Source organism: Flavobacterium inviolabile (assembly GCF_013389455.1).
GTDB lineage: Bacteria > Bacteroidota > Bacteroidia > Flavobacteriales > Flavobacteriaceae > Flavobacterium > Flavobacterium inviolabile.
The window spans coordinates 1921070-1934712 of the sequence record NZ_CP058278.1 but is presented as its reverse complement, the minus strand read 5'-3'; the positions used below and the strand labels follow the sequence as shown (position 1 = coordinate 1934712).

Annotated in this window: 12 protein-coding genes, 2 tRNA genes and 1 rRNA gene; 5 read left to right on the top strand and 10 right to left on the bottom strand. The window is 39.8% G+C overall.

Features of this window, described 5'->3' with window-relative positions:
* Positions 1-37 precede the first annotated feature (37 nt).
* The 3 genes from HW120_RS08615 to HW120_RS08605 form a co-directional block, all read right to left on the bottom strand.
* Positions 38-111, bottom strand: a tRNA-Ala gene (locus HW120_RS08615).
* Between the two features lie 79 nt (positions 112-190).
* Positions 191-264 (bottom strand) — tRNA-Ile (locus HW120_RS08610).
* Positions 265-349: 85 nt separating this feature from the next.
* Positions 350-1865 (bottom strand): 16S ribosomal RNA (locus HW120_RS08605).
* Between the two features lie 728 nt (positions 1866-2593).
* On the opposite strand from HW120_RS08605, the gene thrS reads away from it, so the two are divergent.
* From thrS to rlmF, 5 genes are all read left to right on the top strand, one after another.
* Entirely contained in the window at positions 2594-4540 is a 1947-nt protein-coding gene (gene thrS / locus HW120_RS08600; RefSeq protein WP_177733204.1) for a threonine--tRNA ligase, read from the top strand.
* 29 nt (positions 4541-4569) lie between these two features.
* Entirely contained in the window at positions 4570-5121 is a 552-nt protein-coding gene (gene infC / locus HW120_RS08595; RefSeq protein ID WP_177736271.1) for a translation initiation factor IF-3, read from the top strand.
* Between the two features lie 165 nt (positions 5122-5286).
* Positions 5287-5484: a 50S ribosomal protein L35 gene (gene rpmI / locus HW120_RS08590; RefSeq protein ID WP_177733202.1), complete on the top strand. Its 198-nt coding sequence runs from the start codon at positions 5287-5289 to the stop codon at positions 5482-5484.
* A 103-nt stretch (positions 5485-5587) separates the two neighbouring features.
* Positions 5588-5932 carry a 50S ribosomal protein L20 gene (rplT, locus tag HW120_RS08585; RefSeq protein WP_177733200.1) on the top strand — a complete coding sequence of 115 codons (345 nt, stop codon included), beginning with the start codon at positions 5588-5590 and terminating at the stop codon, positions 5930-5932.
* Positions 5933-6081: 149 nt separating this feature from the next.
* Positions 6082-7035 carry a 23S rRNA (adenine(1618)-N(6))-methyltransferase RlmF gene (gene rlmF, locus HW120_RS08580; protein WP_177733198.1) on the top strand — a complete coding sequence of 318 codons (954 nt, stop codon included), beginning with the start codon at positions 6082-6084 and terminating at the stop codon, positions 7033-7035.
* Positions 7036-7046: 11 nt separating this feature from the next.
* On the opposite strand, the gene HW120_RS08575 is transcribed toward rlmF, so the two are convergent.
* The 7 genes from HW120_RS08575 to dnaB all read right to left on the bottom strand — a co-directional run bounded on the left by HW120_RS08575 (position 7047) and on the right by dnaB (position 13628).
* Positions 7047-7958 carry a glutaminase gene (locus HW120_RS08575; protein WP_177733195.1) on the bottom strand — a complete coding sequence of 304 codons (912 nt, stop codon included), beginning with the start codon at positions 7956-7958 and terminating at the stop codon, positions 7047-7049.
* Between the two features lie 77 nt (positions 7959-8035).
* Positions 8036-8719 (bottom strand): response regulator, encoded by a 684-nt coding sequence (locus tag HW120_RS08570; RefSeq protein ID WP_177733193.1) that lies wholly within the window; start codon positions 8717-8719, stop codon positions 8036-8038.
* An 11-nt stretch (positions 8720-8730) separates the two neighbouring features.
* Positions 8731-9528 (bottom strand): sensor histidine kinase, encoded by a 798-nt coding sequence (locus HW120_RS08565; protein ID WP_177733191.1) that lies wholly within the window; start codon positions 9526-9528, stop codon positions 8731-8733.
* On the bottom strand, positions 9521-10156 hold the full coding sequence (locus tag HW120_RS08560) for a hypothetical protein (RefSeq protein WP_177733189.1): 636 nt from the start codon (positions 10154-10156) through the stop codon (positions 9521-9523). The genes HW120_RS08565 and HW120_RS08560 overlap by 8 nt, the downstream gene beginning before the upstream one ends.
* A gap of 12 nt (positions 10157-10168) precedes the next feature.
* Positions 10169-10501 carry a hypothetical protein gene (locus HW120_RS08555; RefSeq protein WP_177733187.1) on the bottom strand — a complete coding sequence of 111 codons (333 nt, stop codon included), beginning with the start codon at positions 10499-10501 and terminating at the stop codon, positions 10169-10171.
* A gap of 227 nt (positions 10502-10728) precedes the next feature.
* Positions 10729-11994: an asparagine synthetase B gene (locus tag HW120_RS08550; RefSeq protein ID WP_177733185.1), complete on the bottom strand. Its 1266-nt coding sequence runs from the start codon at positions 11992-11994 to the stop codon at positions 10729-10731.
* 86 nt (positions 11995-12080) lie between these two features.
* Complete coding sequence (gene dnaB, locus HW120_RS08545; protein ID WP_177733183.1) at positions 12081-13628, bottom strand: replicative DNA helicase; 1548 nt, start codon at positions 13626-13628, stop codon at positions 12081-12083.
* Between the last annotated feature and the right edge of the window lie 15 nt (positions 13629-13643).

The window sequence follows — 13643 nt, the reverse complement described above, 5'->3', positions numbered from 1 at the left end:
TCAATATGTCAATGAACGGTTTTTCCTCTCGGAATCGTGGAGAATATCGGAGTCGAACCGATGACCTCCTGCGTGCAAGGCAGGCGCTCTAGCCAGCTGAGCTAATCCCCCAATTTGTCCCGAATTTCGAATTCAGAATTAAATTGTGAATCCCAACTTCCAGAATTTCCTTCTCTTAAGTCTAAAATAGTAGTCCCGGGCAGACTCGAACTGCCGACCCCTACATTATCAGTGTAGTACTCTAACCAGCTGAGCTACGAGACTCTGTTTCTTTCTTAAGTGTATTATTTGAACTAACAGCGAGAGTAATATTTCCCTTTCGATAAACTAAATATTTATCATTCTCTAGAAAGGAGGTGTTCCAGCCGCACCTTCCGGTACGGCTACCTTGTTACGACTTAGCCCCAGTTACCAGTTTTACCCTAGGCAGCTCCTTGCGGTCACCGACTTCAGGTACCCCCAGCTTCCATGGCTTGACGGGCGGTGTGTACAAGGCCCGGGAACGTATTCACCGGATCATGGCTGATATCCGATTACTAGCGATTCCAGCTTCACGGAGTCGAGTTGCAGACTCCGATCCGAACTGTGACCGGTTTTATAGATTCGCTCCTTATCGCTAAGTGGCTGCTCTCTGTACCGGCCATTGTAGCACGTGTGTAGCCCAGGACGTAAGGGCCGTGATGATTTGACGTCATCCCCACCTTCCTCACGGTTTGCACCGGCAGTCTCGTTAGAGTTCCCGACATGACTCGCTGGCAACTAACAACAGGGGTTGCGCTCGTTATAGGACTTAACCTGACACCTCACGGCACGAGCTGACGACAACCATGCAGCACCTTGTAAAGTGTCCGAAGAAAAAACTGTTTCCAGTCCTGTCACTCTACATTTAAGCCCTGGTAAGGTTCCTCGCGTATCATCGAATTAAACCACATGCTCCACCGCTTGTGCGGGCCCCCGTCAATTCCTTTGAGTTTCATTCTTGCGAACGTACTCCCCAGGTGGGATACTTATCACTTTCGCTTAGCCACTGAGCTTGCGCCCAACAGCTAGTATCCATCGTTTACGGCGTGGACTACCAGGGTATCTAATCCTGTTCGCTCCCCACGCTTTCGTCCATCAGCGTCAATATATTAGTAGTAACCTGCCTTCGCAATTGGTATTCCATGTAATATCTAAGCATTTCACCGCTACACTACATATTCTAGTTACTTCCTAATAATTCAAGTCTAACAGTATCAATGGCCGTTCCATCGTTAAGCGATGGGCTTTCACCACTGACTTATTAAACCGCCTACGGACCCTTTAAACCCAATGATTCCGGATAACGCTTGGATCCTCCGTATTACCGCGGCTGCTGGCACGGAGTTAGCCGATCCTTATTCCTACAGTACCGTCAATCTACCACACGTGGTAGGGTTTCTTCCTGTATAAAAGCAGTTTACAATCCATAGGACCGTCATCCTGCACGCGGCATGGCTGGATCAGGCTTGCGCCCATTGTCCAATATTCCTCACTGCTGCCTCCCGTAGGAGTCTGGTCCGTGTCTCAGTACCAGTGTGGGGGATCTCCCTCTCAGGACCCCTACCCATCATTGCCTTGGTATGCCGTTACCACACCAACTAGCTAATGGGACGCATGCTCATCTTGTACCGTTGGAACTTTAGTTATCAAACCATGCGATTCGATAACACTATGAGGTATTAATCCAAATTTCTCTGGGCTATCCCTCTGTACAAGGTAGATTGCATACGCGTTACGCACCCGTGCGCCGGTCTCAAGGAAGCAAGCTTCCTCTACCCCTCGACTTGCATGTGTTAGGCCTGCCGCTAGCGTTCATCCTGAGCCAGGATCAAACTCTTCATCGTATATTTTTAATATTGTCGATAAATTATCTAGCTTATTCTTCTACTCGAAAAATCTTACTCTCTCTTTATATGCTGTCAATCCAATATGTCTATGAACGTGTCTTCTTTTTTATTCCCCTCAAAGCCTAAGCTCTGAGCCGCTAGCCTTTCAGTTAGCGGATGCAAAAGTAGAAATCCTTTTTTAATCTCGCAAGATTTTTTTTAGTTTTTTTTTCAAGCTTCTCAAAAGCTTCTTAACTCAAAAATCCTACGCAATCTCTCAATGAACTTCCCGTTTTTGCGGGCTGCAAAGGTAAAACCTTTATTCCATTTAGCCAAATCTTTTTTGAAAAATTTTTTAATCCCTTTTTCACTCCGATTCAACCTCAATATCTAATGAACTTCGCCTTGATTGCGGGTGCAAAAGTAGCACCTTTTTACTCTTCTCCAAACTATTTCTAAACTATTTTTTGCCTTTCTACAAAACAATAACTTAACAAACTGATTACTAATCCTTAATATAACAAATTATTTTTAGGGGGTTTTCATCCGCATACCCCACACCTTTAAAAAACACTGCAATCTCAGTAAATTCAATTGAAAAACACAAATCCGGCTTTATCACCACACCACAATACACCTATATATAGTAAAACAAACATTTATTAAATTCTTTTACAATTATACCTTATATATATATTGTATGTATTTCTTTAAACCGTTATATTTGCGCTTTATAAATTTAACATATGATAAAGATTACATTACCCGATGGTTCGGTTAAAGAGTTTGCACAAGGTGCAACTCCGATGGATGTTGCCAAAAGCATTAGTGAAGGATTAGCCAGAAATGTTATTTCTGCTTCTTTTAATGGTACAACAGTTGAAACCACCACCGAGTTAACCACGGATGGTTCTCTTATCTTATATACATGGAACGACAAAGAAGGTAAAAAAGCTTTCTGGCATTCTACTTCCCACGTAATGGCGCAGGCTTTACAGGAAATGTATCCGGGCATTAAATTAACAATTGGTCCTGCTATTGATAACGGATTTTATTATGATGTTGATTTTGGTGATCACAAAGTAACCGACAGCGATTTCAAAGCTATCGAAGATAAAGTACTGGCGATCGCAAAAGAAAAGCACGAATTTAAAATGCGTTCTGCTTCAAAAGCAGAGGCATTGGCTTTCTATGCAAAAGAAAACAATCCTTATAAAACAGAATTAATTGAAAATTTAGAGGACGGTACGATAACTTTCTGTGATCACGCTACTTTTACCGATTTATGCCGTGGTGGCCATATTCCGAATACCGGAATCATCAAAGCCATGAAAATTTTATCTGTAGCCGGAGCTTACTGGAGAGGTAATGAGAAAAACAAGCAGTTAACCCGTGTTTACGGAATTTCATTCCCGAAACAGAAAGATCTGACGGATTACCTGGAATTACTGGAAGAAGCCAAGCGTCGTGACCATAGAAAATTAGGAAAAGAACTTGATTTGTTCCATTTCTCTCAAAAAGTAGGACAAGGTTTGCCTTTATGGTTACCAAAAGGAGCTGCTTTAAGAGACCGTTTGGAGCAATTCCTTAAAAAGGCTCAGAAAAAAGCCGGATACGAGCAGGTAGTAACACCGCATATCGGACAGAAAGAACTTTATGTTACTTCCGGCCACTATGCAAAATACGGAGCAGACAGCTTCCAGCCGATTCACACACCGGCAGAAGGTGAGGAATTTTTATTGAAACCAATGAACTGCCCGCACCACTGCGAAATATACAATGCAAAACCCTGGAGTTATAAAGATCTTCCGAAACGTTATGCTGAATTCGGAACGGTGTACCGTTACGAACAAAGTGGTGAATTACACGGTTTAACCCGTGTGAGAGGATTTACTCAGGATGACGCACACATTTTCTGTACGCCGGATCAGCTGGATGCCGAATTTAAAAACGTAATTGACCTTGTATTATATGTATTCGGATCGTTAGGTTTTGAAAATTTCACCGCTCAGATTTCGTTACGTGACCCGGAAAAACCGGAAAAATACATCGGATCGGATGAAAACTGGGAAAAAGCGGAAAGCGCTATTATCAATGCAGCAGCCGAAAAAGGCTTAAACACTGTTGTTGAGTATGGTGAAGCAGCTTTTTACGGTCCTAAATTAGACTTCATGGTGAAGGATGCTTTAGGAAGAAGCTGGCAATTGGGAACAATTCAGGTAGATTACAATTTACCGGAGCGTTTTGAATTGACTTATAAAGGTTCTGACAATGAATTACATAGACCGGTAATGATTCACCGTGCTCCTTTCGGATCCATGGAACGTTTTATTGCCATATTACTGGAACATACTGGAGGAAATTTCCCACTTTGGTTGATGCCGGAGCAAGCTATCATACTGTCTTTGAGCGAGAAATATGAAAATTATGCCAAAAAAGTTTTAGATTTGCTAGAAAATCACGAAATTCGCGCCCTAATTGATAACCGTAATGAAACTATCGGTAAGAAAATTAGAGAAGCTGAAGTTCAGAAATTACCGTTTATGTTGATTGTTGGTGAGGAAGAAGAAAAGAACGGCACGATTTCTGTTCGTCGTCACGGTGATTCCGGAAAATCAAATCAAACAATGACTATCGATCAATTTGCTTCTTTAATACAGGAAGAAATCAATAAGACATTAAAATCATTCTAAGTTTAACTTAAATTTTTAGAGCCATAGCAATTAAAAACAACAGGGGTTACCAACCCAGAGTAGAAAAAAAGGATGCGCATAGAACAAACAATGCCATTCGAGTTCCTGAAGTTCGTCTTGTAGGAGAAAACATTGAGCCTGGAGTTTACAAAACTTCTCAGGCTTTACAAATGGCTGAAGAGCAAGAATTGGATTTGGTAGAAATCTCTCCCAATGCCGCTCCTCCTGTTTGTAAAATAATGGATTACAAAAAGTTTCTTTACGAGCAAAAGAAACGTGACAAAATGCTTAAAGCTAAGTCAACGCAAATTGTTGTAAAAGAAATTCGCTTTGGTCCTCAAACTGATGAACATGATTATGAATTCAAGAAGAAGAATGCTGAAAAGTTCCTAAAAGAAGGTTCTAAATTAAAAGCTTTCGTATTCTTTAAAGGTCGTTCGATTATCTATAAAGAACAAGGACAAATCTTATTGTTAAGATTAGCTCAGGATCTTGAAGAGTATGGAAAAGTAGAAGCACTTCCGGTTCTTGAAGGTAAACGTATGATTATGTTTATCGCTCCTAAGAAGAAAAAACAATAATCTTTTTAGAGCAACCGTTCCAAAACTTTAGCTTCGGGTAAAGCAGCAGAACAACCGACAATTAATCAAAGAGCATTATGCTCCTGATATGATATTGATTTTTACTTTTACAAGTAAAGACAAATAAAAATAGTAAGTAAGATAAATCTAATACCTAGGAAGAAAATGCCTAAAATGAAAACTAAATCTAGTGCTAAGAAACGTTTTAAAGTTACTGGCTCTGGAAAAATCAAAAGAAAGCACGCTTTTAAAAGTCACATTTTGACTAAAAAATCGAAAAAGCGTAAATTAGCTTTAACGCACTCTGCATTGGTTCACCAATCAGATATTAAGAGCGTAAAAGAACAATTAAGAATTATCTAATCGTTCTTTCGGTTACAACAATTTAATAACCCTGGAGTAGTGCCCGAAATTTATTTCGACAAGAACCTGAAAAGGTCGCCTGCTACAAAAACAATTTAAAATTATGCCAAGATCAGTAAATTCAGTTGCTTCAAGAGCTAGAAGAAAAAGAGTATTGAAGCAAGCCAAAGGATTCTTTGGAAGACGTAAAAACGTTTGGACAGTAGCGAAAAACGCGGTAGAAAAAGCAATGCAATATGCTTACCGTGGCAGAAAGCAAAAAAAGAGAAATTTCCGTGCATTATGGATTATGCGTATTAACGCTGGTGCACGTTTACACGGAATGAGTTATTCTCAATTCATGGGTAAAGTAAAAGCTAACAACATCGAATTGAACCGTAAAGTTCTTGCCGATTTAGCAATGAATCATCCAGAAGCTTTTGCAGCTATTGTAAATAGAGTTAAATAAACGTTTGTTAAACATATTTATCTTACTTATTATAAAACCCATTCGAAAGAGTGGGTTTTTTGTTTTATATCGTTAGTGTTCTTAACTCCTTCCTTTTTTAAAAGGTTTATTTTTAATTTTATACTACTTTTGAAGTCAATTCCATTTTAATGAAAAAAGCAACAATCAATACTACGACAAAAAGCCTGCATCCGCGAAACAAACATAATGACCGCTATGATTTTGATCAGCTCATAACGGTATATCCGGAGCTGAAGGCTTTTGTTGCCTTAAATAAATTTGGCAGTGAAAGTATTGATTTTGCCAATCCCGAAGCTGTAAAAGCGCTTAATGTGGCTTTATTAAAACAGTTTTACGGCATTGACTACTGGGATATTCCCAAGACCAATCTGTGTCCGCCCATTCCGGGACGGGCAGATTATATTCATTATATAGCCGATGTATTAACCGAAAGTAATCATCACAAAATACCAACCGGTAAAAACGTTCGTGTCCTGGATATTGGCGTAGGTGCCAATTGTATTTATCCGATTATCGGGCATCAGGAATATGGCTGGACGTTTGTGGGAACAGAACTGGACAAACCGGCTAAAGCCACTGCAGAAAAAATTATCAGCAACAATCCAGGTCTGCAGGATACGGTTAGCATTCGCTTACAGGAAAACAAGCGCAATATTTTTAAGAATATCATACAACCGGGCGAAACGTTCGATATTACTATTTGCAATCCTCCGTTTCACACTTCCAGGGAAGCGGCAACACAAGGCTCACAACGCAAACTGAAAAACCTGGGCAAAGCTGCCGAAGGGAAACCGGTATTGAATTTCAGCGGTCAGAATAACGAGTTATGGTGCGAAGGCGGCGAACTGGCTTTTATTACCAATATGATTTACGAAAGTGTTCACTTTAAGTCCCAATGCCTGTGGTTCTCGACACTGGTTTCCAAAAATGACCATTTAAAAAACTTTTACACTATTCTTAAAAAGGTAAAAGCGGTACAGGTTAAAACCATTACTATGGAACAAGGCAATAAGGTGAGCCGTATATTGCTCTGGACATTCTTAGAAGAACGACAACAGGAAAGCTGGTCGGCAAAAAGATAAGGGTTTTAATGCTAAAATATAGACATCCCGGTTTTGGTTGTCAGTAATTCCAGCGCATTCATTCCCAATTCGGAATTTCCTTTTTCGTTTAATCCCGGGCTCCAGGTGGTCACGGTAAAGTTTTTAGGATATAAGGCTGCTATACCGCCGCCAATACCGCTTTTTCCGGGCAAACCTACTTTATAGGTAAACTCACCGGATTCATCATAAAAACCACACATCTGCATTAGTGCATTTAGTCTTTTTACCTGACTCTGGGTTAAGATCTGCCTGCCGGATCGTGTCATTCCTTCATTGGCAAAAAAGAAAAAAGAGTGCGCCAGTTCTTTACAGGTCATTTCAATGGCGCATTGAAAAAAGTAAAAATCCAAAACTTCTTCCACATCATTTTCAATGTTTCCGAATGATTTGATAAAGTTTGCCAAAGCGGCATTCCGAAAACCGGTTTGTTTTTCCGATTCGGCTACTTTGCTGTTATAATTTATATTGGGGCTTCCGGATATGGTCCGGACGAATTCCAGGAAGTCCTGTTTCGGATTTTTTAATTGGGAAACCAGCATATCAGCAATAACGATCGCTCCGGCATTGATAAAAGGGTTTCTGGGTATTCCTTTTTCATATTCCAGCTGTACTAAGGAATTAAACGGATTTCCGGAAGGTTCCACACCAACGCGCTCCCACATTCGCTCGCCCAATGAGGCAAAAGCCAAGGCCACAGTGAGTGCTTTGGAAACACTCTGTATCGAAAATTTTTCTTCGCTATCGCCAATGCCGTAATCCTCGCCATCAATTGTTGTCAGGTGAATGCCAAATTTACCGGGATCTACTTTTGCCAGTTCGGGAATAGTGGCTGCGACCGTTCCGGTAACCGGTAATCTGCTGATTTGTTGGTATATTTCCTGCAAGATGGCTGTATAATTCATATATTCGGATCGAATGAGGTATTATTAAGCCACAAAATTATACTTTTTTGGTCTTCAAGAACAGAAATTATCTGTTTCTATTGTAAGGAAAGACTGTCCAGGCTGATAATTCTGTTCTGGATCGCATAAACCACCAGACCAGCCACGTTTTTGGAGTCTGTTTTTAACAACAGGTTGTTCCGGTGTCCTTCCACAGTTCGTGGACTGATAAACAGTTTTTCCGCAATTTCATTGGTACTTAACTGTCCACAGATTAACTGTAATACTTCTTTCTCCCGATTGGTCAAATAATCATCGTCGAAGTTACTTTTTGCTTTTTTCTGAGATTCAATCATGCTTTCGTTTACTACCTGCATTACAAAATCATTATAATAAAATCCCTTGCTGATTACCTCGTTGATGGTAAAGAGCATTTCTTTTGGTGTTGCATTCTTCACTAAATAAGAAGAGGCACCCACCTGAATCATATTCGCAATAAAAGGTTTGGTATTGTAGCTTGTTAAGGCAATAATTTTAATGTCGGGGAAAACTTTATGGATTATTTTCGTTGCTTCCACTCCGCTTATCAGCGGCATTTTCAGGTCCATTAAAATAACATCCGGAAGATTGCCTTTATTCTCATCCAGATAATCGATCAATTCACTTCCGTTAGAGGCTTCAAAAAGTATTTCAAAGTTTCTTTCCCGCTGTAAAATAAAAGCCACTCCTTTTCTGAAAAGCGCTTCGTCATCGGCTAAAACAATTTTAATTGTATCTGACATCAGATTAATTTTTAAAAATTAAAAGTCACATTTATTCCCTTATTAATCTCACTCTCAATATTGAGTTGTCCATTCAACATCGTAACTCTGCTTTCAATATTTTTCATACCAAGTCCGGGTTGTTTCTTTATAACTTTAGTATCAAAACCATTTCCATTGTCGGTATAAATACAATACCGCCCGCCAAAATCTTTGTCAAAACGGATGTCGATAACGGTTGCTTTTCCATGCCGTAATGAGTTATTAATCAATTCCTGCAAAATCCTGAAGATGTGCAGTTGGTTTTCATGCTTAATTTCTTCGAAAATTTGCTGCCTGTGTACGTTGTGATAGTTAATGTGTACTTCACAGTTATTGTACTGCTGGCACAATTCTTCAATAGCGGCATGCAGTCCGAACTTGTCCAGTATTGGCGGCAATAAATTGTGTGCTATTGTCCGGGAACTTTCCAGAACCTTAGCGGTAATTGTAATGATACCGGTTGTTATTTCTTTGACTTCTTCACCGGAAAGATCGGAAGCCGTTAATAAATGGCTGTTCAAAGAAATGATATTTAATTTTGAACTGATATCGTCATGCAAATCCTGCGCTATTCTTTCTCTTTCTTTTTCCTGTGTGAGGATGGTAGCCTGCAGGAGTTTCTTCTGATAGTCAATTTCAAGGTCTTTTTTTTCCAATTCCTTCTGAACAATTTTCTTCCGGGAATAATAGACAAAAATCAGTACGGCAACAATCATTAAAACAAAGGCTATAAAAGTGTAGATTACAGCCGATATTATTTCTAAATCATGTGCGTTCAAATCATTCATAGTCTTCAGTATTACGACGGGCTCTTTTTCGCCATTCTATGAAAATAAACAACTGGTATACCACTATCAGGAAGGCATTTAACAACCAGACAATATTCCGGGATTCGAGTTTCAGCGTGTTGATCAGGTTTCCTGAAATAAACAAAACCGTACTTCCGAAAAGGTAAATCAATATCCCTGTGTTGATATAATAGTAATTTTTTTCCTTGTTTAAAAGATTGTAAAAGTGAAACATTGAATACAGTATTAACAGATAGGATGTTATAAAAATTTCAAACAGGTTGAATTTTAAAAACAGTTGTTTATCCGATAAGTACTGGACTCCTAAAACAAACAGGCATCCCATTAAACAGGTTCGCACAATCCTTCGCTGTATTTTCATTTCTAAAATTGTCAGGTAAAAAAAACTTAACAAGATCAGCTGCAATACAAAGTAAAAATGGGAAAGGAACAGGTTATTGATTCCTTTATTCTTTAAAAGGCTTGTAAAAAACTGTATTAATGCGATAACAAATAAATAAAGGGTAAATATTCTGAAGGCCTTGTCTTCTTTTCTGCATCTCTTTAAATACAGAATCAAATTGATCCCTGAAAATACATACCCTAAATAGATAATATAATTAATCAAAAGGATAATTTTTTATTCACCACCACTAATAAAAGGTGCTTTTTTATTACAAGTACTCGGACACGGTTCTGAAAAATCATAGATATATTGTCCTTTGCTTTCGTCGATCATATCATTTCCGTCAGCATCAACACCTACAATCATTAATTTTTCCACATTGCTTTCATCAACTCCCAGATAAGCTCTGACATTTTGCGCACCAGCTTCTTTCATTACCTGAGTAAAATCTACTCCGGGAACCCAGAAAGCTTTTAATTCATGGTGCCTGTTGTAGCTTCCTTCTTTGTTTTTCCATCTTGCAGCCCAGTCCTGAGCCGTTGCTAAACTAATCGTATTTTCTGCCATAAGTAATAAATTATAAGTTACATATCTTATGTAAAAATAATACTATTAATTTTTATTTTGGCATTTTTCCTTAAAAAAAATCGCATTTTATCACATTATGTTATGCTTTTGTTGTGCTAAAATGAACAAAATGTAACTTTTAAAAAAATACGAATATAAAAAATATGCATTTCATAAAAAAAGCATAATAGTAACTATTATGCTTTTTTGAAATTGTGATCAGAATTTTATGTTTTGAGTTTTTTCTTTCTGGCTGCCGGAAATAATACATTGTTTAAGATTAAACGGTACCCGGGAGAATTGGGATGCAGGTCCAAAACCGTTGGCGCATCGCCTACCCGATGCTCGTAATCTTCCGGATCATGCCCGCCGTAAAATGTGAACATTCCTTTGCCTTTGGTACCGTGTATATAACGGGCTTCGCCATTAAACTTGTTCTCTCCCATAACCAGGATATTCGATTTGATCCGCTCGCTGTCAAAAGCGGTGGTCTGTCCCATAAAACCTTTCACCAGCTGGGTATGGTTCTGGCAAAGCATACTCGGGATGGGATCCCATTTTGCCGAATATTCCATCAGCGTGAAATAATCATTATCGGGCAATACTTTTCGCTTTCGCGACATATCAATATCTGAAAATTCATAAACAAGCGGGTTTCTTTCCAGGATAAAGTCCTTGAATGCAAAGCTTTTATTGTAGTCAATCCGCGCCTGATAGTTTGCCTCACTGTCATCGCCGTCAAACATCGGTTCACAGATGTCCACTCCTTCGGCAGCAAGGGCAATATCAAAGCTGTCTGTTGCAGAACACATGGCAAACATAAAACCACCGCCAATTACAAAGTTTCGGATCTTAGCGGCTACAGCCAGTTTTTCCTGTGATACTTTGCTAAATCCCAACTTGGTTGCCAAAGCTTCCGCTTCTCTTTTTTGTTCAATATACCAGGGTGCATTCCGGTAGGCTCCGAAGAATTTCCCATATTGCCCGGTGAAATCTTCGTGGTGCAAATGCAGCCAATCGTATAGTAAAAGGGCATCGCTTAGTACTTCTTCATCATAGATTGCCGTAAACGGAATTTCGGCATAGGTTAAAACCAGTGTCACCGCATCATCCCATGGTTTTTTCCCTTTGGGTGTATATACGGCAATTTTTGGTGCTTTTTCCAGCACAACCGTTTCCATATTTTGTGAAGGGGAACTAATTTCATTCAGGATTCCGTTTGCCTGATTGTCGGACAGTATTTCAAAAGTTACCCCGCGGATCTGGCATTCTTTACGAATCTCGGCCGCATCCGGCAACAGAAAAGAACCGCCCCTGTAATTTAGCAGCCAGCTCACTTTATACTGCTTATCCAGTGCCCAATAGGTAATTCCATAGGCTTTTAAATGGTTTTGCTGCACTTCGGCTTCCATCGGCAGCAGTATAAATGCTGCTTTTGCCGAAATTGAAAACAGGAATACTAAGAATATATAAACGGACTTTTTGAGATGCATTACAATTGATTTATTTTCAAAGATAAGTGATTTCAAAAATAAAAACTCATAAAAAAAGCCTACAGATGCAGGCTTAATTTTATTTTTTAGAACGGAACATCGCTGTCGTCGTCAAAACTGTTCATGTTGCTTCCGAAAGCTTCATTAGCCGATGGCAGGTTTTTGGTGATGAAAGGATTATCGTCCATATTCATTCGGGATGGCAATTCGTCAAAAGGAGAACCGAAATCGTCCAGGTTGTCAAATTTACCCAGATTTCCGATAAATTTCAGACGAATGTTATCCAATCCACCGTTACGGTGTTTGGCTACGATAAATTCTGCCTGACCTTGTGTTGGCGAACGCTCTTCGTCATCCCATTCGTCAATTTTATAATATTCCGGGCGGTAAATAAAGGATACGATATCGGCATCCTGCTCAATCGCTCCGGATTCACGTAAGTCGGAAAGCAACGGTCGCTTACTGGCTCCACGGGTTTCCACCGCACGTGATAGCTGTGACAGTGCAATTACCGGAACATTTAACTCTTTTGCCAGGGCTTTTAAGTTTCGGGAAATGGTGGAAATCTCCTGCTCACGGTTTCCGCCGCCGCCTTTTCCGTTACCGCCGGCCGTCATTAACTGAAGGTAATCGATCACAATCATACGGATTCCGTACTGGGAAGCCAGACGACGGGCTTTTGCACGTAAATCGAAAATGGACAGTGACGGGGTATCGTCAATATATAAAGGTGCTTTTTCGAGGTCTTTTACTTTAATGGAAAGTTGTTCCCATTCGTGTTTTTCCAGTTTTCCGGTACGCAGTTTTTCAGAAGACAAACCGGTTTCGGAAGAGATCAAACGGGTGATCAGCTGTACGGATGACATCTCCAGCGAGAACAAAGCAACCGGTGCTCCGGCATCGATAGCCATATTTCTTGCCATTGAAAGTACGAATGCGGTTTTACCCATACCCGGACGTGCTGCGATAATAATTAAATCGGAAGGCTGCCAACCGGAAGTAAGTTTATCCAGATCGTGGAAACCGGTAGGGATTCCGCTCAATCCTTCTTTATTGGCAATTTCTTCAATACGTTTTTTTGCCTGGATCACTAAACTTTGTGCCGTTTCGGAACTTCTTTTAATGTTTCCCTGCGTTACTTCATACAGTTTGGATTCGGCTTTGTCCAACAAGTCGAATACATCGGTCGTTTCATCATACGATTCTTCAATAATTTCATTTGAAATTTTGATAAGGCTTCGCTGAATGTATTTCTGCAATATAATTCTTGAGTGAAACTCAATGTGTGCGGAAGATGATATTTTCTGAGTCAGCTGAATCAGGTAAAAATCGCCTCCGGCTAATTCTAACTTCCCGTTTTTTCGCAGCTGTGCGGAAACGGTCAGAAGGTCAATCGGCTGTGTATCGTTAAAAAGTTCTACAATGGCTTCAAAGATATGCTTGTGGGCATCTTTGTAAAAAGCATCGGGTTGTAAAATATCGATAACCTCATCCACTCCTTTTTTATCAATCATCATGGCACCCAGAACCGCCTCTTCAAGGTCTAATGCCTGAGGTGGTAATTTGCCTTTTTCCAGATTAATAATAGTAGTTTTATCTACTCTGTTTGGGTTTACATTTTTGAGGTTTTCCATATTGCTAAGGTAGCC

What these genes read in the sequence shown, in the direction of transcription:
- thrS (WP_177733204.1), top strand. Translation starts at nt 2,594, where the DNA reads ATGATAAAGATTACATTACCCGATGGTTCGGTTAAAGAGTTTGCACAA.
- rpmI (WP_177733202.1), top strand. Translation starts at nt 5,287, where the DNA reads ATGCCTAAAATGAAAACTAAATCTAGTGCTAAGAAACGTTTTAAAGTT.
- rplT (WP_177733200.1), top strand. Translation starts at nt 5,588, where the DNA reads ATGCCAAGATCAGTAAATTCAGTTGCTTCAAGAGCTAGAAGAAAAAGA.
- rlmF (WP_177733198.1), top strand. Translation starts at nt 6,082, where the DNA reads ATGAAAAAAGCAACAATCAATACTACGACAAAAAGCCTGCATCCGCGA.
- HW120_RS08575 (WP_177733195.1), bottom strand. Translation starts at nt 7,958, where the DNA reads ATGAATTATACAGCCATCTTGCAGGAAATATACCAACAAATCAGCAGA.
- HW120_RS08570 (WP_177733193.1), bottom strand. Translation starts at nt 8,719, where the DNA reads ATGTCAGATACAATTAAAATTGTTTTAGCCGATGACGAAGCGCTTTTC.
- HW120_RS08565 (WP_177733191.1), bottom strand. Translation starts at nt 9,528, where the DNA reads ATGAATGATTTGAACGCACATGATTTAGAAATAATATCGGCTGTAATC.
- HW120_RS08555 (WP_177733187.1), bottom strand. Translation starts at nt 10,501, where the DNA reads ATGGCAGAAAATACGATTAGTTTAGCAACGGCTCAGGACTGGGCTGCA.
- HW120_RS08550 (WP_177733185.1), bottom strand. Translation starts at nt 11,994, where the DNA reads ATGCATCTCAAAAAGTCCGTTTATATATTCTTAGTATTCCTGTTTTCA.
- dnaB (WP_177733183.1), bottom strand. Translation starts at nt 13,628, where the DNA reads ATGGAAAACCTCAAAAATGTAAACCCAAACAGAGTAGATAAAACTACT.